This is a genomic window from Rhizobium sp. PL01, from assembly GCF_033447125.1.
Lineage (GTDB): Bacteria > Pseudomonadota > Alphaproteobacteria > Rhizobiales > Rhizobiaceae > Pararhizobium.
In genome coordinates this window covers 78,123-99,173 of record NZ_JAWQUM010000009.1, presented here as the reverse complement: position 1 = coordinate 99,173, position 21,051 = coordinate 78,123, and the positions used below count along the sequence as shown (strand labels likewise).

Sequence of the window (21,051 nt, the reverse complement as noted above, 5' to 3'; positions counted from 1 at the left end):
GGCCAGATGAACGGATTTACGAGAATTGCAGGCTGCGTGGGGCGTATAGGCACCATGATGGTTGCCGGCTGTCTCACTCTGATGATCCAAGTCAGCGGCGCGCACGCCGGGGATTGTTCTCCGGTTCGGGGTTCCGGTAGCGCTGAAACGGCCCGGCTGCAGCGCCAGATCGCCGCCAATCGGGCGATGGAGTTGAAATACAGCTGCGCAGCCGCGGCGACCTTCGCCTGCCGCGAGATTGCCGGCCGGATCGCGCAGGCGAGCGCCCGTCTGGCGAGCCTGCCGGGTGCTTCTTCGCAGGTGTGTACAAAGCCCGTTGTCGCCGAGCGAGTTCCAGTTCGCCGCTCCGCCGCCGCGCGCGAGCTCACGGCCGGATATGCGCTGCCACGGATCAGCGCCAAGATCGAAACGCGGTGCGTTCGCCTGTCAGACGGATATTCTTTCCCGACACCAAACTCCGGATACAACACGGCCAACGACATGGAAGCGATTGCCGCGCAATGCAAATTCATCTGCGATGAATCGGCGATGGATGTTTACCGGATAACCGGCGCGGACCGGAGCACCGATGAGATGATTTCGGTGACGACAGGCGCTCGCTATGCGGAACTGCCGCATGCTGGGGCGTACCGCGTGGCGGCATCTCTCAAGACCTGCGATATCAACCGTTTCTATAAGGCTGTTCTGGCGAAGGCGCCCCTTGAAATGACCGGTACTGAAACCACGGCTTCGCATTCGGAAGCTACCCTATCGGCCGAGGGCGCCGTCATGAACGTGGCCTTGCTCGGAGATGTCGGCCTGCGCGGAACGAGCAGCGTCGTGCCCGCGCCACCGCGGAAAATCCGCATTGTTGGCGCGGCCTTCCTGCCCGAAGAATGAAGGGGATTTGAGCGCCCGCCCGAACGAAAAGGCGGGTTTATCTGGGCGGCGGTTTCGCACTTTCCCGTAAGCGGCTTTTATACCGGTCGCGTGGCGGGTAAAGCGCCTAGAAAGGCAGCTTCATGCCGGGTGGGATCGGCAGGCCGGCTGTCAGTTCGCGGGTCTTTTCGGCGGTGATGGCTTCCGCCTTGTCCTTGCCGTCCTTGTGGGCAGCAACGATCAGGTCTTCGAGGATCTCGACATCGTCTTCCTTGAAGAGCGACGGGTCGATCTTGAGGCTTTTAAGATTGCCCTTGCCGTCCATGCGCACGGTAACGAGACCGCCGCCGGAGGCGCCGTCGACTTCGAGCGCAGAAATCTCTTCCTGCATCTTCTCCATCTTGGCCTGCATTTCCTTGACCTTGCCCATCATGCCCATGATGTCACGCATCGTCATGTCCTCTTCTGAATGTCTCGATTGGTATGAACTAGTGCTCGATATCGTCGCCGGGAAGGATGTCACCTTCGGCAGATTCGGCGGCGGCTACGGCCACCGGTTCGTTTTCCTCTTCCGGCTCCGGTCCCTTGATGCGCACGTCGGTGATCTTGGCGCCTGGGAATTTGGCGAGAATAGCAGCAACGTCCGGGTCCTGGCGCGCATCGCTAACGCGCTTTTCCTGTGCACGGGTCTCGGCTTCGAGCAGCGTCGGTGCCCCGGGCTCACGGCTGAGGATGACCATCCAGCGGATGCCGGTCCAGTCTTCGAGCTTCTTCTGAAGCTCGGCAACCAGCGTCTTCGGCGCGTCTTCCGGCAGGTTGATTTCCAGCCGTCCCGGTTCCAGGTTCACCAGTCGCACGAAACCACGCACCAGCGTCTTCAGCTTGATATCGCGGTTGGTGCCGCAGAGGTCGGCGATGTCGCTGACGGAGCGGATCGGAACTTTCGGCTCGGCTTTCGCAACCGGAGCTGCGAGCGGCCGTTCTTCGATCCTGCCGACAGGCATGGCCTGGGGTGAAGCCATGGCCGGTACGGCGCGCAGCATGGTCGCGCCGTTGCCGGTTGCCCGCTGCGCGGGCATGTCACTGCCGTGCGCCTGGGTTGAGCCGCCCATGGATGCCTGCGCTCCGCCGCCATTGCCGCCACTCGGGGCGGAGGGCTGGCGCGGGGCGTCACCATTGGAGAGTTCGAGCAAGCGCCGGGCTGCATCTTCCGGTGAGGGAAGATGCGCTGCATGGGCAAGCCGGATCAACACCATTTCGGCAGCACCAGCCGGGCGCGACGAGCTTTCCGTTTCCGGAATACCCTTCAATAACATCTGCCAGATGCGCGACAGCGTGGTCACGGCAATACTGGATGAGAACTCGGCGCCACGGGTGCGCTCGATTTCGCTCAGCGACTGGTCGTTGGCGGCATCGGGCACGTATTTTAGCCGGGTGACGAGATGGGTGAAGTCGGCAAGATCGGTGAGGACCACGGATGGGCTGGCGCCCGCCTCATATTGACCGGCGAATTCATTGAGCGCCGCGGCCACGTCGCCTTTGACGATATGCTCGAAAAGGTCGACGATGCGGGCGCGGTCGGCAAGGCCGAGCATCGAGCGCACGGCTTCGACTTCGACCACGCCGCCGCCATGGGCGATTGCCTGGTCGAGCAGCGACAGGCCGTCGCGCGCCGAGCCTTCGGCTGCACGGGCAATCATCGCCATCGCGTCCGGATCGGCCGAAATGCCTTCCTTGCCGAGAATGGTGGTGAACAGGCCGACGAGATCCGACGCGCCGATACGGCGCAGGTCGAAGCGCTGGCAGCGCGACAACACCGTGATCGGCACCTTGCGGATTTCGGTTGTGGCGAAAATGAACTTCACATGCTCGGGCGGCTCTTCGAGCGTCTTCAACAGGCCGTTGAAGGCCTGGGTCGAGAGCATGTGCACTTCGTCGATGATGTAGACTTTGTAGCGCGCCGAAACCGGGCGGTAGCGCACCTGCTCGATGATCTCGCGAATGTCGTCGATGCCGGTATGCGAGGCGGCGTCCATCTCGATCACGTCGACATGACGGCCTTCCATGATCGCCTGGCAATGTTCGCCGGGGATACGGAGGTCAATCGTCGGCTTGTCGATCTCTGTTGTTTTGTAGTTCAGCGCGCGGGCGAGGATGCGGGCGGTGGTGGTTTTGCCGACACCACGAACGCCGGTCAGCATATAGGCCTGGGCGATACGGCCAGTCTCGAACGCATTGGTGAGCGTGCGCACCATCGGTTCCTGGCCGACCATCAGGTCGGAGAAATCCTTCGGCCGGTACTTGCGCGCAAGCACGCGGTAGGCGGCGGGCTTTTCGGATGTCGGGATCAGACTATCTTCGCTCATCGCCCTTTTTCCCCACAAAGGGGCCGCTTGGCTGCAAATCGTGTCCAGAAAGGACAGACGGAAAAGGGTGGGAGGCTGGCACGATGACCCGTGCCTGGCTCGTTGGGGCTGCTTCCTTCCGGACCTGACCCGGTTGGCGAGTGGCTCGTCCACCACCAACCTCCCGGCTCTCATATCGGCAATATCGAAACCAAATGCAAGCCACGCCTTCAAAAAACTGCTATCAGTAGACAAACAAACAGGAAAATCACTGTTCCGGGAGATCCGCTTGCCTGCCTTCGAGATTGATGAACGCCTTCAACGCGATGGATTGCTGATCACCTCGCTCGGCCTTTGCCAGCTACGTATCAACAATGACCGCCGCTGGCCTTGGCTTGTGTTGATCCCGCAGCGCAATGGGGTATCGGAAGTCTTCGATCTGACGCCGCTCGATCAGACCATGCTGACATTCGAGACCAACATGGTCGCAGCCGCATTGAAAAAGGCGACGGGGGCGACGAAAATCAATGTCGGCGCGCTTGGCAATATCGTCCGCCAGCTTCATGTTCATGTCATCGCCCGCAGTGAGGGTGATGCCAATTGGCCGGGGCCGGTCTGGGGATTTGGCTCGGCCGAGCCTTGGAGCGACGACGCGCTCAAGGCATTCGCAGCACGGATAGTGGAAAATCTCTGACCATGACGAAATCGATCTTCGACCTGCATAGCCCGCATCCCGAGCCGAGCACGCTCGTTGCTTTCTCCGAAAACCACCTGGATAGACAATCGGAACATCGCCCCGACGATTGCGTCGAGGTGGCTTTCCGCAAGGACGGTGCGCATGTCTTCGCTTTCTCCAGCGGCAAACTGGTGGTCAAGCACGACGAGAAGATCATCGATCCGTTGTTTGCGCCCTATGAGCTGGCCGGTCTGGAGCCGGTTCTCGATGATGCCATCCTGCTCGGGTTTCTGCCAAATGGCGAGCCGCGTCTGGCTGTTCCGATCAGCCTGACGGAGGAAACGCTGCCGGAACCCTTCAAGCTTGCCGATGGCCGCACGCTGTATCGCCAGCAGATGCTGACGGACGAACTGCTCGGTCAGTTCGCCCAGGCTTCGAGCCTGATCAGCTGGAACGCTACCAATCGCTTCTGCGGCAAATGCGGCTCGGTCATGGAAAGCAAGGCCGGCGGCTACCGGCGCATCTGCTCTGCCTGTGGCCACATGGTCTTTCCGCGCACCGATCCCGTCGTCATCATGCTCACGATCGATCTGGAACGCGACCTCTGCCTCCTTGGCCGCAGCCCGCATTTTCCAGAAGGCATGTATTCCTGTCTCGCAGGTTTCGTCGAGCCGGGTGAAACCATGGAAAATGCCGTCCGGCGCGAGACGATGGAGGAATCCGGTATCCGCGTCGGCCGGGTCCGCTACCACGCCTCGCAGCCATGGCCGATGCCGCATACACTGATGATCGGCTGTTATGCCGAGGCGAAATCGATCGACATTCACCGGGACGATCAGGAGCTGGAAGATTGCCGCTGGTTCACGCGCGAGGAAACCGCAGCGATGCTGGCACGCAATACCGGCGTGTCATTGGCTGCCGGCGAACTCGGGCCGCCGCCGAAGGGAGCCATCGCTCACCAGCTGATGCGCGACTGGCTGGACTGGCCGAAGTAACGAAATCGGCGCCCGCGATGGCGGACGCCGTTTGAATGTCAGCCGATTGCTAGATCAGAAATTGCGCTGAAGGCGAATGGTGCCGCCGACGGCGCTGCCGTGGCCACGCAAGCCATCGAATTCGGTGTAGTTGATTTCCGGCTGGAACTTCAGTCCTTCTACCACTGCATAGTCGACATTGAGGGCGGCGGCGAATGTTCCGTCATCCTCGTAGGCGGCCTGAGCGTTGAGAGACGTCTTTTCATTGACCTTGATGGCCATCCCGCCCCAAGCCGCCCAGTCTCCAAGCCACGGGCCGTAGTAATTCAGACGTCGCGTGCCGCCGGGACCGTCGTTATTGTCCCAATCCGACTGATAGCCGCCCATTGCCCAGACAGAAAACACGTCGTTGAAGGCAACATCGACGCGAATCTTGCCACCGAAGGCCTCGGCGTTGGTGTCATAGCCACCGATAAACGCGATGCCCGTGCCTTCTTTTGCATAATACCGCAAGCCGCCGGTCACATGCGGAAAGTCATCACCGTGATAGGAGACGGATGGCACGGGGGCAAAGCCGGTATCATAGCTTCCTCCACCTTCGTCGAGGCCAATCAGGGCGGAAAATCCAACGTCCCCGCCGTACATGTAGCTTATCTGGTTGGTCCGGTCGCCGGTATAGTCGATGACATCGTCATTGATGATATCGCCGGCCGAGTTCAGCCAGGTGTCATAGTGCGAATCGCCGTAGCCTGCGCGGAAGCCGCCAAGCTCGATAAAGGCAGCGTTGAGATAGGTTTTGGTGTCCGTGATGTTGTTCGCATCGCTGCGCAGTTCGATGAAGCTGCGCAATGTTCCGTACTCAGTGTCGGATTTGGCATCGAGCGTTATCGTGCCGCGGGTGAAAGCATCCCAGCCGTTGCTCTCGCCCGAGTAGGGGCTTTCGCCATAGTTCGAATCGAACCGGACATAACCACCGATCTTCAGGCAGGTTTCGGTGCCGGGAATATAGAAGAAGCCTTTTCCGAATGCGTCGCAAACGCGAACATATTCCATAGGCTCCGGTTCGGCAGCAACGATCGCGTCGGCGGCGCGTGCTCCAGTGGAGACCATCAAGGCGGCGGAAGAGCAAAGAAGAAGTGTCCTGATTGCCATGGGTCAACCTTTGTCGCGCCTGCAACCTCACAAGCGCCTGTCATTGCAAGGATTGCACAGCGCGCTGCGAATCAGGAGCGCGCTGTGCGACGAACAAATGGGTCCGTCACAAAACAATCACGTTTTCGGTTTCATTTCCAGCCGCTAATTCTCGCGGGTTATCTACAAGACGAGCCGCATAGGATGGGCCGTATAGGAGCCCAGGATGCGAACCTTTTCTGAAAAGAAGCGCAACTCGTCGAGCGCCTGGCGCACATGATTATCGTCCGGGTGCCCCTCGATGTCGGCATAAAACTGGGTGGCAATGAACTTGCCGCCGAGCTGGTAGCTTTCCAGCTTGGTCATGTTGATGCCGTTGGTGGCAAAACCGCCCATCGCCTTGTAGAGCGCGGCCGGAATATTGCGGACATTGAAGACGAAGGTCGTGACGATGACATCACTGTCTGCCTGCCGCTTGATGTTCTTCGGCTCGCGCGAAAGGATGACGAAGCGCGTCACGTTGTTTTCGGTGTCCTCGACATTCTCGGCGACGATGTCCAGCTTATAAAGGTCGGCTGCGAGCCTTGGAGCGAGAGCTGCCATCGACCGGTCGCCCATTTCCGCCACCAGCTTGGCGGCACCGGCCGTATCGCCCGCCACCACCGGCTTCCAACCGTTGGCCCGCACGATTTTGCGGCACTGGCCGAGCGCATGGATGTGGCTGTGCACGGTGCGGATCTCGTCACGCGAAACACCTGGAAGAACCATCAACTGAAAGCGGATCGGCATGAAATATTCGCCGATGATATGCAGCCGCGATTCGGGCAGGAGATGATGGATATCGGCGACGCGTCCGGCGATCGTGTTCTCGATCGGGATCATCGCTAGATCGGCCTCGCCGTTTTCGACGGCCAGGAAGGCGTCCTCAAAGGTCTGGCAGGGCAGGGGCTCCATCTCCGGGAACATGTCGCGGCAAGCCATGTCGGAATTGGCGCCGTAGTCGCCCTGGAAGGAGATGCGGTTGGTCTTGGTGATCATGATGCTGTCCGATCAGGCTTTGGCGGCAAGAAGGCGCCGGGCTTTTTCAAGGTCCGCCGGGGTGTCGACACCGAGCGGGACCGATTTGACGATTTCCACGTCGATGCGCATGCCGGCTTCGAGTGCTCGCAACTGTTCGAGCGATTCGCGCTTTTCCAGCGTCGATGGCGGCAGCGATACGAATTTTTCGAGTGCTGCACGCCGGTAGGCGTAGAGACCTATGTGATGATAGAGTGGACCCTTGCCGTGCGGCGCAGTGGTGCGCGTGAAATAGAGCGCCTTCAACCGGGTATCCGAAAGCGGCGAGCCGACGACCTTGACGACATTGGGGTTGAGCTTTTCATCCTCGTCTTCGATCTCGACGGTCAGCGTGGAGATATCGACGTCAGGGTTCTCCAGCGGCCGCAGCGCGGCGCGGATGGTTTCCGGTTCGATGGTCGGGAGATCGCCCTGCACATTGATGATGATCTCGGCCTTGCGCTCCGGATCGCTTGCCAAAAGCGCCTCGTGGATGCGGTCGGAGCCGGACTGATGGTCAACCCGGGTCATGACTGCCTCGAATCCGGCCGCTATCACCGCATCGAATACGTCCTGATGATCGACGGCAACGACGATCCGGCCGGCTCGCGCATCCTTCGCCCGCATGGCGACCTGGACGATCATGGGAAGGCCGCAGATGTCGGCAAGAGGCTTGCCGGGCAGTCGCGTCGAGGCCATGCGTGCGGGGATCAGAATCAGGGTTTTGTCCAAATTGTCGCTATTCATGCTTAGGCCTTCAAAACGCGCCGGAAAAGTGTCAAAAGGTCTCAGACCGGGGCTTATAATGTCTGTTGCAACACAAAGCCAAAAGACATAGGTTCCGCGCGATTTCAAGATAGGCTGGCGTTTTGTTCGCGCCGGTTGCAAGGGGAGCATTTGCGGATGAACTCATATGTAAACATGGGCGTGGGTGCCTTCCTCGGTACGGTCTTTGTTTTGATGTCCGTATCGATCGCATCGGAAGGCATCTTCCATTCGGAAGTTCCCGAAAAGGAAGGTTTTGCCATCATCGCCGAGGAAGGCTCCTCGGATGCTGGCGCTGGCGCCACGGCAGAGGTCGAAGTCGATATCAAGCCGTTGCTGGCATCGGCAGATGCATCGGCTGGCGAGAACGTCTTCAAGAAATGCGCAAGCTGTCACACCGTAGATAAGGGAGGGGCCAACAAGGTTGGTCCTAACCTCTGGGGTCTCGTCGAGCGTCCGATTGCTTCGCATGAAGGCTTTTCCTACTCGGCCGGCATGAAGACCTTCGCCGAAGCCAACAAGACCTGGACCTACGATCACCTGAGCTTCTTCATCGAAGCGCCGAAGAAGCACGTTCCCGGTACAGCGATGGGCTTTGCCGGCGTCAAGAAGCCTGACGAGCGCGCCAACCTGATTGCCTGGCTGCGCGAACATGCCGATACGCCAGTGGCGCTGCCGTCCGCGACTGCCGCCGCAGCACCTGCTGCTGAAGGCGAAGCTGCAAAGCCAGCCGCTGAGGCTGACGCTGCCAAGCCTGCTACGGAAGCCGAGGCCGCAAAGCCTGCGACCGAAGGCGACGCAACGAAGCCTTCGACTGAGACGGCGCCTGCTCCGTAAGGACAACGTTCTCGATGTACGCGAAGAATTGTAGCCCGGCCATGTGCCGGGCTTTTTCGTGTCCGGATGTCTGCGCTGGTTAACTACAGCAGAATATAGGCCCAGGCGGAAACCGAGATGACCCCGAGCGCGGTGGTGATGGTGATCGTCGATGACGCAAGGCCGTGGCCGACATTGAAGTGGTTGGCAATCAGCCAGGCGTTGACACCGGTGGGCACGGAGGACGTCAGCACCAGCGCCGCCGTCCAGTTGCTGTTGAGGCCGAGCAGCTGGCAGGCACCGTAGACGGCAGCTGGCAGGACGATCAGTTTCAGCGCGCTGGTGATCGACGCCATGCCGATGTTGCCGGCAAGACCGTATTTGTCGAGCGCCATGCCGATCGAGATCAGGGCCGCCGGAGCCGCCACACCCGCCAATTGATCGACGATGATCTTCACGGGACCGCCGAGCGGCATGCCGATGAGATGAACCAGCGCCCCAAGTGCGAGACCGATAACCAGAGGATTGCGCACCAGGTTGCGCAGGATGCCCTTCAGGAGCTTGAACGGGCTCTGGCCGGGCTTGCCACTGGTCTTGCGTTCGGCCCGTTCCATCAGGATGGTTCCGGCGATCATCATGACCGGCAGATGCACGGACAGAAGAATCGACAAGGCCACGACACCTTCTTCGCCGACGCTGCGCGACACGAGCGGCAGGCCGATGAAGACGGTATTGGCGAAGGCGGATGAAACCCCGGCCAGCACGCCGATCCGTGCATCCTTCTTGAAAAACAGCGTCGCCGCGAGGTGCCCCAAAGTCCATGTCACACAGACACCGGAGAAATAGGCAACCCAGAGCGGCCATGGCGAGCCATCCCTGAAGTCGGCTTCGGCAATGGTACGGAACAGAAGAACCGGAACGGCGACCCGAAAGACGAAATCGCCGAGCGCATCTCCCACGGATGCCTTCAGATAATTCGTCCGCACGATCAGCCAACCGAGCAGGATCAGGACGAAAATCGGCACGACATTCAGGAAGACATCGGACATCAGGCGCAGCCTCTTGGCAATAGGGACTTCCGCCATAGACCTATTCGCCGGGCAGCCGCAACCCAAGGCTCCACGGGATTTTGCGCCGACGCATATTTCACGCAAGGCTCATATGCGAAGATGGTTGCAGGAGGTTGTAAAATGATCGAAAAGTGGTGGCCAGAGCCTGTTGTGCTTGAACTCGACGGGGTAGGAAATTACCGCATCGTTCGTAACACCCGCGAAGCTGCACAGTGCTTGCTCGGCAAGTGGCCTGTTCATGACGGCACGGCCTACAACGCGGCGATCCAGACCTGCCGCTGTGTTCTGCGCGGTGAGCAGCCGGTGGACTATGCACGCCAGGATTTCATCGCCGCTGCAGTCGAGGCCTTCATTCATGTGCAGCCGGGCGCCTGACGTTCTCTTCTCACAAACTCATTTCAGAAAACCGGAACATTCGGGAAAAGCTTGCGTTGTCCTATGGAAGGACATCATTGCTATGCACAAACAGACCTATATTCACCAGGACGATCACCCGGACCTGACTGACGACGATCTGGCCGGTAAGGTCCTGCGCTACATCCAGTATGTCGTGCTGATTGACACATCACGCCTGCAGGTGATGGCGCTCGGCCGGATGGTGGTTCTCAGTGGCTATGTCTCGTGCGAAACCGAAATCGGCTGCGTCGAAGAGGCCGCCGCCTCTGTGATCGGCGTACATCTGGTCGAAAACCGTGTTGAAGTCTTGCTGCAGCATTAGCCGCTAACCCAGGCGGCTTGCCGCTACCTCAAAACAGAAAAACAGCGATGATGAGAGCGACCGGAAGCGCTATGCCGACAAGCCACATCAGCATCTGACGAAACATCAGCTGCCGGTATTGCCGATGGGCCGCATTTTTCTGCATTTCGGAGATGATCATTCGGATCTCCCTAGATCGCGCCGCCGGTAACGGGGTTCACGACTGGCTTCTCGCTTTCATCCTTGCCGCCAACGTGCTGAACCATCGGCGGAGCTTTCGATTGTTCATCAGCATTCGACGGCTTGCCCGGAGGACGATGAACATCCTTCGGGTTTTTCTGTTCAGGCGTTGCATTGGTATCGTCGGTAGACATCTGTTTGTCCTCACGCCATGCCAGCGGGATCGCCGATCGGCAAAAGCACCGGGTCAATCACGGGATCGTTGGGATTGCGCGTGTCGCCCTTGTCCGTAACCGGCGGTTTTGCAGGTTTGTCCTGCGAGCGGTCGGGCAGGCCGGGCGTCGTCTGTGGGCCGCGCGGGCTTTCGTCTTGTGAAACGGGAATTGTGGTTGGCATGGTTCTTCTCCTTTATGAGGAGCAAAACGATGCGCAAGCCAGAATGTTCCGAGGCGATGCCTAGTTGAGCGGTGCCTTTTCGCTTTGCAAGGTTCCACCGACTTCAGTCGGTTTTTTCTTGGGCAGCGGTTTCATGTTGCCCGAAAGAATATCGACTGGTGCGGAAACCGTGGTAGCTGCGACCTTACCCACGGTGTTGACCGTGCCGGCGACCAAGGCACCAATGCCATCGCCAATACCGATATCGGAATCTGTCAGTGTCTGTCCGGTGACGAGCCGCTGGCCAATCAGCTTGACGATCTCGGGGCTCTCGGCAAATTTTCCGTGGTTCAGGCTATCGGTGGATTTCACCTTCGTCAGATCGACCACGGTGATGCCGGATTCTTCCAGCTTGCTCTTGTAAGGTTCTTCTGCCGGGTTGATCTGGCCAAGTCGTTGGACGTCGCCGGAGATATAACGCGACAGCGCCAGCGCCCGGTCGTCTTGCGAAACGAAGATGGTGAAATTCGGCTTTCTGGTGCCAAGCTCGGCCCATTGCCGGGAAAATACGTCAACATCGATATCGGGCGACGCTAGAATGACGTTTTCGATTTTCTTCGGAAGGCCGCCATCGCGGATCGCCATCTGGCGGATCGATTCCATGGCCAGCCAGGTTCCCATCGAATGCGCGAGGATAGTGATGTCCTTGATGTTCTTGTCGTCGACCAGTGCCTTCAGCGTATTCTCCAGCGAGGTGCGAGAATAGTTGGTGCTTTCCTTGTCGTAATTATAGTCGAACACTTTGGCACGTGACGGCCAGGTGAAGAGGACCGGCGTTACGTCAGCGCCGGAATCGTGCACGATCTGAGCAAAGCGGAAGACTGAATCTTCATAGGTATTGTTGAAGCCGTGAATGAAGACCATCGCGTGACCGCCGCGGCCGTGCTTGCGCACCCATTCGTGCCCATCCTGAACAGTCTGCAGCGGCTTGACGCGCACAACGGCGAAATCGGTTTGCGGATTGGGCGGCAGCTTCTTCGGCCATTGCACGGTTCCAGATGTACGAACGGTGCCGGGTGGGATGGAGACGGCAACATCGGTGATCGAAGGATGCGCGCTGCGTTCGCCGGAAAACAGGGTGGCTGGATCGTCGGAGGGCTGGCGGCTGGTTGCTACCAGCATATCCACGACGGCATTGCCCTTCGGTTCGGCGGCAAGGTCGAGCGGCTGCATGACGCCCTTGGCATGACCACCGCACCCGCTGAGCGCCACAACAAGCGGTAAAATTATGGCCAGACGCCGGAGTGTTGCCCGATGTGAAAACGTGACAGGCATGCCGTTCGATGCTGAGGTCATGGATACGCTTCCAACAAAAACACAAAAGTTAACAAGACAGCCTGGAATTGTGCGCTGAACTCAGTCCACAGTCAGCTCCCGCCGTCAAGTCCGAACCGGGCAACTTGGCTGCCCCGGCCTATCCATGACACAGCTTCATATTGTATTTTTGACACAGCCGGATGCGAGTCATGATGCCGAGGCTCGACCATGGTTGTCGCTGCAATTTGATGGATTGGCGCCGGGGCTATCCCGATAGGCCCTGCAAGCCGAGGGCCGCATTCCGGCGCAAGTCCGCGATGGCTATCCTCAGTTCCGCCTCCTCCCATCCCGCAGCCAAACCGCCTTCGACCAGCTTTGCCTCGACGTCTTCCTCCGTAAGCGATGCTTCGTTCGACAGGTGCTCAAGTGCCACCTGGAGCGCTTCTTCACAGTCGAGCGCGCGTTCCGGATGACCAATGGGGCGTTTGGGGGATGCGATATACGTCATGCTCATTTCTCCTTGGCGGTGGCATAGGGCCGGACTGGAAATTCGCGGTAAAAGCTGACTGTCGATTGCCATGATGGTTTAGCGCAGGCGCGCGCTTACGGAAAGTCGAACTTGATACGAGCCGCAACCCGGAGGGCGACGCGTTTGCGAATGGCAAATGCGTACTGGATAGGTGCCGCTAGGAATGACGAAGAATACAAAGGAAAGAAGATGGCGGACAGAGCGTCTAATGGGTTGACTAATCGTGACTAGTCGCAAATAGCCAGCCTGTTGATATCAATAGCTTTTAGTTATTGACGACTATTCAAAATATCTGCGGATGGGTTCTAAGCGATTAGTTGAATTTGGCAACTAACAGCGCTGGACACCTCCATATGGCAACGAAAATTGACCTCTTGAACCGCGAATTGCGCAACCGCATCAAGGCCGGACGGCCTAACATCTGGTCGCATGGTAATAACTTATGTTTCTCGCTAGCCAAGAACGGCAAAGCGAGTTGGGTTTAAGCCTCCATGCGTTAATGTTTGCCAATGCTGATCAAAGATACCTAAAAGAAACTGGTAGCGATGAAATTGGCAAGCTGTTCTTCAAGCGTGAGGGAGACCGGACTAGCGCGCGTGATTGGTTGTCGAGTACGCTAATGCGGTTGATTTACCCAAACGTATTTGCCGGTGATGGCGACGATCTCGTTTGGCGGGAAATGCTTATGCGCGGTCGCACGTGGGAAGCTATTCGCCAACTCTATCCGCCTGAGCCAAGTCAGCGGTCATGATTGCGATCTGGCGAGAGGTTATTACCTCCGCTCAAAGACTTGAAAAATGGCTGCGCTAGCGATTCGGCTTGGCTTACCCACCTAAGGCGCGATGTCGGTCTTGCAGTAACTTATGCCGGTGGGTTGCTATATGGTGGACCTCCTTTTATCGGACGCAAAATACCAGAGCATTTGCTCAAAAACCCCCCCGAAAACGTTCCCCCAATATGGCGATAACATATGCGTCTTAAAGTCTCTCATCGCTGGTCCGCTATCCAGAAATTGCCTCATGATATTAGGTCCAAACCCAGGTAAGTTTAGATCGTCGAAAGATCCGCCAGGCTGAGAAAACGCAGTTCGAACCCACTCGCGCGTGGAACTTGCATGCGCCTTGGACAAGAAAACCTTACCGGAGATACCGTCCTTGATATCGAAGTATAGCCAAGGATTGGCGGAATCTTCTGTGTCGCTTTTATTGGTAAATTTGAAAAGTAATTCAAATTCCTTATAATCTGGGCAAATGTTATGTTGTTGTATCAGATTAGCAGGCAGATGGTTCTCAATTTCTCGACACTTAGTAACGAATATATCGCCTATAAAGCTTCCTAGCATAGATACTCGAACAAGAGATTTCAGTGTTGCAGAGTCGACGTGACCGGGTGAGAGCTTGTCACTGTCAATCAAACAGACTACGACGCGCTTTTGAACGATCTCCTCGTCGAAGCAGTGGACTATAGTTGACCCTCCGCCATGCCTAGCAGTGAAAGAATACTCTTTGACAGGGTGGGTTTTTCTCAAAACAAAGAAAATCTGTTGAACGAAATCACCGTCATTTTTGGAGTTCTCAACAAGGAGGATGGGCTCTTCAAGGTATTTGCCCCGCAACAACGGCCGATGCCCAATCTCGTATGAATTATTAGTCGTTTTCTGTAGTCCAGAAGTGCCGAGTCCAATATTGATGAGCGTGGGTGCAACAGCGAGCATGGATCCCCGTTGAGCAAAATCTTGGCGGAGGAAATCTAGATGCGCGCGATTTTTGCGGCTCATATCAACATGCGTTAGGGCCCACGCGCACGTCCGCCGACTGATTACAATATAGTGATTCGCTAGTATGCTCGCCCTGAGGATTTCAGAGAAAAGAAGATCAAGCTCATCCAATGGAGTAGAAATTAGGTCCTCGTCAGAGGCATCAAAATATATGATCATGATGTCAATAATTAAAGAAGCCAAATGGCCAGTTTTGCAGAACGCCATCTTCGCTAAATGTTGCGATCGACACTTGGGAATCGCTGTCGGTATCGTCCTCGCCAAATATTACGATTTGTACCTTATCTTTCGAAAGTGCTTTCTTGGAAATCAATTCTCCGATTTTATTCACTAAGCTCTCACTATGCGTTTCAACGATAAAGGATATTGGAAAACCAGCTTTGGAACTTAGGGCCTCGACGAAAACATCCGCCAAAAGCGCTTGATGTGCCGGATGTAGGTGCAACTCTGGCTGTTCGATTAGCAGTGTTTTATTTCCGGAGGAACCTCGATTGCCAGGCCTACGTGGATGCTGCATCCACCAAATTTGCGTCAAAACGGGGAGGACTTGGGATACACCGTAACCCGTATCTAACACATTTATTGATTTTCCACCGTGGTCGAGATTAATGCTTATGTGCCCCTCAGTTTTATGGACACTTACGCCGTAACCGAAAATTCTCTCCACCCAGTTGGAAAACTCATTCAATCTGTGGCGGTCCAACGATGCCAAGAACATTGGCAGGTTTCTTCCGTCGGGAGATATTTCGGCAACCTCTAACTCCTGCTGACGATAGAAACGTTCGCTTCGGGCGCGAGCAGGCCCAATATACTCCACCGACCGGAACATTGTCGCTAGACTACTGCTAAGTGCTTCTAATACATTCAATGCGTGATTAATCTTGCAAAGGTCGTCCAGTCTCTGCCGGGTATTTTGCCGCCACTTCTGAAGCAACCCAAGGTAGTAATGGTGGAATGTTTGAGTGTCCGTTTTAGCGAGTTCGTGGATAGTCGTTTGGTCGATCATTCTCTTTTGAAGAATTCTAGACGATTCCGACAAAATTCTACGCTTTCCGATACGTTGGTCTAAATTTCCCAACTCCTTCTCGACTAGTTTTCGGAAGAATTCGGTCCGCGTTTCCGGGACAAGGAGCTTGTCCTTATTTCTAGAAAAAACCGAAGGCGTACTGAATATGTTTGATTGCGAAAAATAGAGCTCTCGCGAGTCGAATACTCCTTTAATTTCTCGGCCATTAAGGGCGATTTCGCTTGCGAAAGGCCCCTCGTCCCCAAATGTAATTCTCAGTTCACTACCAATGTCATTTATCTTTACTGCAATCTCGTGCCTATCGGTCCCCTCATCACCCGCCCTCACTGAGTACAGGGCTTTGACACGTCCGTAGTTCACGTTCTTCGTCTGGGTTTGTGGCGCCCCGTTAATTGTCAAATATGCTGCTGTTCGGACCGATTGCGAAAACTCATCCATTTCAAAAGAAAATGTGATTTTTTTTGTGGTATCGTTGTCTGCCACGGCACTTCTGTAGTTACCGAAGTCCACGAAGTCGCCGTACCATAGGATTGGCGCACTTGATTTCGTTTCAATCGACTGGCGGAGAAGCGGCAAGGACCGAAGAAATGTGCTTTTCCCAGCGCTGTTTCTGCCCAGTAAGATTGTTAGGGGTCTTATTTCGATCATTGGGATCGACGAGAGGCGCCGCAGGTTTTCAACGGAATAGCTTAATTTCATCTATCGGATTCGCAGTTTAAATGGCGGCACATATTTGAGACGTTCGCACAATTTGGAGGAGCGTGCTAGGGGTGTCGAGCGCGGTGTTTGGTCCGCGTGAGTTGTGCCACTCACTTACCCAGCACGATAATTCGCCGCCAAACCGTCGCTCAACAAAAATGATTCGTCCCGCTGGGACGTCATCGCCTGCCCGAGCACGATTTGTCCGATTCCTCTCGCGATCACACGGACCGGCGCAGGGCGAAGACCAGGATACGCAATTCCCACGAGGCTAATTGATGGTAGAAGGGTTAGCAACCTTACTAACGAAAATCGCTAATGTGCTTGAAAAGCAAAGATTTCTCTTGCAAAAATGGCGGACAGAGCGGGATTCGAACCCGCGATACGCTCTCACGTATACACACTTTCCAGGCGTGCGCCTTCAACCACTCGGCCACCTGTCCGTTTTGTCAATCGCACCGGCGGTTGGGGCCGATGGATTAGAGACAAGCGCTTGCTTTCTCCTGACGCCCGGTTCGGCTGTGCCAAACCGGGTAGGCCGCGGGTGAAAACCTGCGACCGGCGCGATATATACCGAGGAACTCGGTGGGATCAACTGATTTCTGACAGTTTTTTGACTTCTTGCGATCCGCACCTGCGAAAAGCCGGGATTGCACTTCTCCGAGCCTGTGCTTATTGCTTGCCGGGGTCGGCAAATATGGACGGATAGTGGAGGCGGAATGCGGTTCTTGCTGCGGTTTGCGAGTTTTCTGGCGCTGGTCGTTGGTGTTCTCGTCGCATCCGTCGATGCCATCCAGTCCGTGTCGGCATCCCAGCCGGTGTTGACGCCATTGGCTGCAGCACTTGCGGCCGGCGGGTCCTCGACGCAGTCTCTCGTGCAGAGCCTCGAGCGGCCGCATGCGAATGGTGCCTTTCTCGATTCGCTGATCCGCTGGTCGCTGCAGCAGCCGGCTTTTGCCTTCTTTCTGCTGATCGCGCTGATCCTTTGGGTGATCGCCTATAAGCGCCCGTCCACCGCAGGGCGGTTCTCGGCCTGAGCAAAGGCGTGTCGAACCTAAAAGCCCTAATGCGTCGCTTCTCGTTCCGCTAAGCGTAGGTTTTTACGCGCGCAGCGTGCATCTCCTGATCGATCGCCTGAATGGGCACGCCAAGCATGGCGAAAAGGAAACAACGCCCGATAAACAAGGGTTTCGCGGGCGTTTCAGCAATTGCAAAGGTCCCAGTTTTGGCATAATCAAAACTTGAATATAAAAAGTAGGTTTTGTTCCCATCAGCGGCGAAAGCCGATTCTGCCGAGATGTCATGACTTTCCAACCGCGTATGAACAACAGGATTTCCGGGTTCTCCGTCATCGGCGGACTGAACCGGCGCGAGTGGAACGGGATTGTTGCAGATCTCTGGGATGTCGAATGCGCGCCCGCCGCAGGTGGGTTCTATGTGGCGGATGATCCCCGGTTGTTCATCGTGCTCGACGCAAAAGGGGGAGGGCGGCGCAACATCCGGCTGCGGCAGGCCCATCAGGCTGTCGCAGAAGACAGCCGCAGACAGGTTATCTCCTATATTCCGGCAGGCATGGAATTGTGGGCCGAAATGGTCGATGTGAACTATGTTCGCCATCTCGATCTGCATTTCAACGCTGATATCCTCAGCCGCCGGCTGATGGAGGACCTCGACGCGCGCAAGTTGGATACGCCGCGGCTGATGTTTTCCGAGCCAAGATTCCTGGCTTTGGCGGAGCTGATTGCCGCCGAGTGCGCCAATCCTCAGCCATTGCACGATCTTTATGGCGACGGTCTATCGGTCGCGCTGTTCGTCGATGTCATGAGGCTCGGTCCGGTGCGAACGCGCAAGCGGAGCGAACTCGCCTCATGGCAGCTTCGCCGCTCGATTGACTATATCGAGGAGAACTGCCTGCGCGGTATCCGGCTCGAAGAGCTGGCGACACTCACCGGCCTGTCGCAATCCTATTTCAGCCATGCCTTCAAGGCCTCGACGGGTCTGCCGCCACACCAATGGCAGATGAAGGCGCGGATCGAGCGCGCCAAGCATCTGATGCTCACCGGCGAATTTCCGATGAGTGTGGTTGCCGCCGAAACCGGCTTTGCCGATCAAGCGCATTTCACCCGTGTCTTCCGCAAGACGGTTGGCGCGACCCCCGCGACCTGGGCGAAAAGCCAGCGGCTCTGAGCATTTGCGCTTTGCCTGGGCACAATGCGGAATATGGACCAGAAACGTTCAAGAACCGCAGTCAGAGACAATCCCGCCGCCGTATAGTTGAGCTAAAGACTCCGCTTATATTCATGGAAATGCCGGATCGCGTGCCGCCGACGGGGGCGAAGGCGCCCGGTTTCAAGCGGGGGTGACGAATCATGCAGATCAAGGGGACTGGTCTCTACCGGGTATTGATGGCGAGTGCTGCCGTTGCGGCAATTGCCGTGGCGCAATCTGCCTATGCGCAGGATGCGGTAACGGGTGGCGCCACCGCGCTGGAGCGCCTGACCGTCGAAGGCGGCAAGGGCGGCAAGCCCAGCGAGAGCGATGCGACCGGTCCTGTCGATGGCTACGTTCCAAAGACGACGGGTACGGGATCAAAGACAGCGACGCCGGTTTCCGAAATTCCGCAATCCGTTTCGGTCATTGGCCGCAAGGAGTTGGGTGATCGCGGCGTCGTCACCAAGATCGACGAGGCGTTGCGCTACACCGCCGGCGTTTCGACCGAGCCCTTCGGCAGCGATCCGGACACGGACTGGTTCTATATCCGCGGCTTCGATGCCACTCAGACAGGCGTGTTTCTCGATGGTCTCAACCTCTATTCGTACGGCTTCGGCGGCTTTCAGACGGATGCGTACATGATGGAGCGCGTCGAGGTGCTGAAAGGTCCGGCCTCCGTTCTTTATGGTGGATCGAACCCCGGCGGTATCGTCGATCTCGTGCGCAAGCGGCCCCAGGCAGAGCCGGCCTATTCCACCGAGATCGGCATCAACAATTTCGGCAATTCCTTCTTCGGCTTCGACGTCAATGACAAGGCGAATGCCGACGGGACAATTACCTATCGCATCACCGGCAAGGTTTCCGGTGGCGACAACTACTCGGACTACTCGGAAGATCTGCGCGGCTTCATCATGCCGCAGATCACCTATGCACCGGATGACGCCACGTCGCTGACGGTTTATGCGATCGCCTCGGCGTTCGACCAGACCCATGTCGGCAACGGCTTCCTGCCCTATGAAGGCACGGTCACGAATGCACCGTTCGGCAAGATCGACCGCGACCTGTTCACCGGCGAGCCGGATCATGATTTCGGCCGTTACGACCAGCAGATGTTCGGCTACGAATTCTCACATGAGTTCGACAATGGCTGGAAGGTCTCGCAGAACCTGCGCTACAGCCATCTCGATAAGGCTGAAGAGCTTGTGTACCCCTACGCCTATACCGCGACCTACGATCTGGCTCGTCTCGGTTTCAAGCACGATACGTCGGTTGATAATTTCAGCGTCGATAACCGGGCTGAAAAGGAATTCTCGACAGGCCCGCTGAACCATTCGTTGTTGCTCGGCCTCGATTACAAGAACTTCAAGATCGACCAGACCCAGGCCTCGGCATTCCCTGCCTCCGACCTTGATCCGACGAACCCCGTCTATGGCGGCGCGCTGCCAGCGTACTTCACCTATCTTGATGGTATCACGCGGATGAAGCAGACCGGCGTTTATGCGCAGGATCAGATCCGGTTTGGGGATGGTTGGCTCGCGACGCTGAACGGCCGCTACGATTACGTTGATATCGAAAACAACTCGCGGCTTGCGACGGGCTCCTACAGCACCACCGACAGCGCGCTCAGCGGCCGCGCCGGTCTTGCCTATGAATTCGACAACGGCCTGACGCCTTATGTGTCGGCGTCAACCTTCTTCAACCCGCTGGTCGGAACGGCCTTTACCGGAGGAGCGCTCAAGCCGGAAGAGGGCCATCAGATCGAAGGCGGTATCAAGTATGAGCCGACCTTTATCGATGGCCTGTTCACCGCCTCCGTCTACCACATCGTCAAGAAGAACGTGGCACTGACCCGCCCCGACTTCCTGCAGGAACAGCTTGGCGAAGTGACCTCAACCGGTCTGGAACTGGAAGGCAAGGTCAACCTGAACCAGAACTGGAGGCTGCTCGGCTCCTATACTTATAACGATCTCGAAGTCACCGAAGATCTCAATCCCGCGCTGGTCGGCAATCGGCCCTACCTGATCCCCGAACATCAGGCTGCCCTGTGGGTCGAGTATCTGGTGACGGAAGGCGCGATGGAAGGCGTCAGTGTCGGTGGTGGCCTGCGCTATCAGGGCGAATCGTTCGCCGATATGGCAAATACCCGCAAGGTTCCCGACGCTGTCGTGGCTGATGCTGCGATCCGCTACCAAAAGAACGGTTGGGGTGCGGCGCTCAACGTCACCAATCTGTTCGACAAGGACTACGTCAAGGGTTGCCAGGGTCTGTTTACCTGCGGCTACGGCGACCAGCGGACGGTTACGCTGAAGCTCAGCAAGTCCTGGTAAGCTCGGACGGATGATTGAATTTAAGGGTCGCGGCACGTCGGTGCCGCGACCCTTTCTTTGTCTGCTGTCGATGCTGTGTGCACAAACAATGGCACCACTTTGCCCGCAAAGCTGATGATTTTGCCGGTTTTTTGAGCCATTTACCTTTTTTTACCAATTGAAAAATTTCGGGTGAATTTTGATTGGAGGCATGTAAGGATGCGCGCCAGCCAGACATCCCC

General features: G+C 57.0%; 23 protein-coding genes, 1 tRNA gene and 1 other RNA gene. 10 read left to right on the top strand and 15 right to left on the bottom strand.

Annotation, left to right across the window (positions count from 1 at the left end):
• Nucleotides 1–6 precede the first annotated feature (6 nt).
• Complete coding sequence (locus R6X40_RS20690) at nt 7–879, top strand: DUF2865 domain-containing protein (protein ID WP_318415694.1); 873 nt, start codon at nt 7–9, stop codon at nt 877–879.
• Between the two features lie 106 nt (nt 880–985).
• Here the strand turns inward: R6X40_RS20690 and R6X40_RS20685 are convergent, their stop codons facing one another.
• The 3 genes from R6X40_RS20685 to ffs all read right to left on the bottom strand — a co-directional run bounded on the left by R6X40_RS20685 (nt 986) and on the right by ffs (nt 3,388).
• Complete coding sequence (locus R6X40_RS20685; RefSeq protein WP_318416016.1) at nt 986–1,309, bottom strand: YbaB/EbfC family nucleoid-associated protein; 324 nt, start codon at nt 1,307–1,309, stop codon at nt 986–988.
• Nucleotides 1,310–1,346: 37 nt separating this feature from the next.
• The gene (locus tag R6X40_RS20680) at nt 1,347–3,224 is read right to left on the bottom strand and encodes a DNA polymerase III subunit gamma/tau (protein ID WP_318415693.1); all 1,878 of its coding nucleotides are present in this window, start codon (nt 3,222–3,224) and stop codon (nt 1,347–1,349) included.
• A gap of 67 nt (nt 3,225–3,291) precedes the next feature.
• Nucleotides 3,292–3,388: signal recognition particle sRNA small type (gene ffs / locus R6X40_RS20675), an RNA gene on the bottom strand.
• A gap of 104 nt (nt 3,389–3,492) precedes the next feature.
• On the opposite strand from ffs, the gene R6X40_RS20670 reads away from it, so the two are divergent.
• Nucleotides 3,493–3,897, top strand: a complete 405-nt coding sequence (locus R6X40_RS20670) for an HIT family protein (RefSeq protein ID WP_318415692.1) — start codon at nt 3,493–3,495, stop codon at nt 3,895–3,897.
• 2 nt (nt 3,898–3,899) lie between these two features.
• Complete coding sequence (nudC, locus tag R6X40_RS20665) at nt 3,900–4,874, top strand: NAD(+) diphosphatase (protein WP_318415691.1); 975 nt, start codon at nt 3,900–3,902, stop codon at nt 4,872–4,874.
• 54 nt (nt 4,875–4,928) lie between these two features.
• Here the strand turns inward: nudC and R6X40_RS20660 are convergent, their stop codons facing one another.
• The 3 genes from R6X40_RS20660 to R6X40_RS20650 all read right to left on the bottom strand — a co-directional run bounded on the left by R6X40_RS20660 (nt 4,929) and on the right by R6X40_RS20650 (nt 7,787).
• Entirely contained in the window at nt 4,929–6,005 is a 1,077-nt protein-coding gene (locus tag R6X40_RS20660; protein WP_318415690.1) for a porin, read from the bottom strand.
• 162 nt (nt 6,006–6,167) lie between these two features.
• Nucleotides 6,168–7,022, bottom strand: coding sequence for a prephenate dehydratase (locus R6X40_RS20655; RefSeq protein WP_318415689.1), 855 nt, complete (start codon nt 7,020–7,022; stop codon nt 6,168–6,170).
• A gap of 12 nt (nt 7,023–7,034) precedes the next feature.
• A complete protein-coding gene (locus tag R6X40_RS20650) occupies nt 7,035–7,787 on the bottom strand; it encodes a 3-deoxy-manno-octulosonate cytidylyltransferase (protein ID WP_318415688.1) in 753 nt (250 codons plus the stop codon).
• A 156-nt stretch (nt 7,788–7,943) separates the two neighbouring features.
• Here R6X40_RS20650 and R6X40_RS20645 point away from each other — a divergent pair, with 156 nt between their 5' ends.
• Entirely contained in the window at nt 7,944–8,642 is a 699-nt protein-coding gene (locus R6X40_RS20645) for a cytochrome c family protein (protein ID WP_318415687.1), read from the top strand.
• A gap of 83 nt (nt 8,643–8,725) precedes the next feature.
• Here R6X40_RS20645 and R6X40_RS20640 read toward each other — a convergent pair whose 3' ends face one another.
• A complete protein-coding gene (locus R6X40_RS20640) occupies nt 8,726–9,670 on the bottom strand; it encodes an AEC family transporter (protein ID WP_318416014.1) in 945 nt (314 codons plus the stop codon).
• A 141-nt stretch (nt 9,671–9,811) separates the two neighbouring features.
• Between R6X40_RS20640 and R6X40_RS20635 the strand changes: the two genes are divergently transcribed.
• Both R6X40_RS20635 and R6X40_RS20630 read left to right on the top strand, forming a co-directional pair.
• On the top strand, nt 9,812–10,066 hold the full coding sequence (locus R6X40_RS20635; RefSeq protein WP_318415686.1) for a DUF982 domain-containing protein: 255 nt from the start codon (nt 9,812–9,814) through the stop codon (nt 10,064–10,066).
• A gap of 82 nt (nt 10,067–10,148) precedes the next feature.
• Nucleotides 10,149–10,409, top strand: coding sequence for a BON domain-containing protein (locus R6X40_RS20630; protein ID WP_318415685.1), 261 nt, complete (start codon nt 10,149–10,151; stop codon nt 10,407–10,409).
• A gap of 28 nt (nt 10,410–10,437) precedes the next feature.
• Here R6X40_RS20630 and R6X40_RS20625 read toward each other — a convergent pair whose 3' ends face one another.
• The 5 genes from R6X40_RS20625 to R6X40_RS20605 all read right to left on the bottom strand — a co-directional run bounded on the left by R6X40_RS20625 (nt 10,438) and on the right by R6X40_RS20605 (nt 12,768).
• A complete protein-coding gene (locus R6X40_RS20625) occupies nt 10,438–10,569 on the bottom strand; it encodes a hypothetical protein (protein ID WP_318415684.1) in 132 nt (43 codons plus the stop codon).
• Between the two features lie 10 nt (nt 10,570–10,579).
• On the bottom strand, nt 10,580–10,762 hold the full coding sequence (locus R6X40_RS20620) for a hypothetical protein (protein WP_318415683.1): 183 nt from the start codon (nt 10,760–10,762) through the stop codon (nt 10,580–10,582).
• A 10-nt stretch (nt 10,763–10,772) separates the two neighbouring features.
• A complete protein-coding gene (locus R6X40_RS20615; RefSeq protein WP_318415682.1) occupies nt 10,773–10,964 on the bottom strand; it encodes a hypothetical protein in 192 nt (63 codons plus the stop codon).
• 60 nt (nt 10,965–11,024) lie between these two features.
• Entirely contained in the window at nt 11,025–12,299 is a 1,275-nt protein-coding gene (locus R6X40_RS20610) for an alpha/beta hydrolase (protein WP_412178429.1), read from the bottom strand.
• A gap of 226 nt (nt 12,300–12,525) precedes the next feature.
• On the bottom strand, nt 12,526–12,768 hold the full coding sequence (locus R6X40_RS20605; protein WP_318415681.1) for a hypothetical protein: 243 nt from the start codon (nt 12,766–12,768) through the stop codon (nt 12,526–12,528).
• Between the two features lie 463 nt (nt 12,769–13,231).
• On the opposite strand from R6X40_RS20605, the gene R6X40_RS20600 reads away from it, so the two are divergent.
• Nucleotides 13,232–13,540: a hypothetical protein gene (locus R6X40_RS20600; RefSeq protein ID WP_318415680.1), complete on the top strand. Its 309-nt coding sequence runs from the start codon at nt 13,232–13,234 to the stop codon at nt 13,538–13,540.
• 126 nt (nt 13,541–13,666) lie between these two features.
• Here the strand turns inward: R6X40_RS20600 and R6X40_RS20595 are convergent, their stop codons facing one another.
• From R6X40_RS20595 to R6X40_RS20585, 3 genes are all read right to left on the bottom strand, one after another.
• Complete coding sequence (locus R6X40_RS20595) at nt 13,667–14,566, bottom strand: hypothetical protein (RefSeq protein ID WP_318415679.1); 900 nt, start codon at nt 14,564–14,566, stop codon at nt 13,667–13,669.
• 163 nt (nt 14,567–14,729) lie between these two features.
• Entirely contained in the window at nt 14,730–16,292 is a 1,563-nt protein-coding gene (locus R6X40_RS20590; RefSeq protein WP_318415678.1) for an AAA family ATPase, read from the bottom strand.
• 353 nt (nt 16,293–16,645) lie between these two features.
• A tRNA-Ser gene (locus R6X40_RS20585) sits at nt 16,646–16,735 on the bottom strand.
• A 276-nt stretch (nt 16,736–17,011) separates the two neighbouring features.
• Between R6X40_RS20585 and R6X40_RS20580 the strand changes: the two genes are divergently transcribed.
• From R6X40_RS20580 to R6X40_RS20570, 3 genes are all read left to right on the top strand, one after another.
• Nucleotides 17,012–17,329 carry a hypothetical protein gene (locus tag R6X40_RS20580; RefSeq protein ID WP_318415677.1) on the top strand — a complete coding sequence of 106 codons (318 nt, stop codon included), beginning with the start codon at nt 17,012–17,014 and terminating at the stop codon, nt 17,327–17,329.
• Between the two features lie 265 nt (nt 17,330–17,594).
• Nucleotides 17,595–18,479 carry an AraC family transcriptional regulator gene (locus tag R6X40_RS20575; RefSeq protein ID WP_318415676.1) on the top strand — a complete coding sequence of 295 codons (885 nt, stop codon included), beginning with the start codon at nt 17,595–17,597 and terminating at the stop codon, nt 18,477–18,479.
• Between the two features lie 182 nt (nt 18,480–18,661).
• The gene (locus R6X40_RS20570; protein WP_318415675.1) at nt 18,662–20,830 is read left to right on the top strand and encodes a TonB-dependent siderophore receptor; all 2,169 of its coding nucleotides are present in this window, start codon (nt 18,662–18,664) and stop codon (nt 20,828–20,830) included.
• The last annotated feature ends 221 nt before the right edge of the window (nt 20,831–21,051 follow it).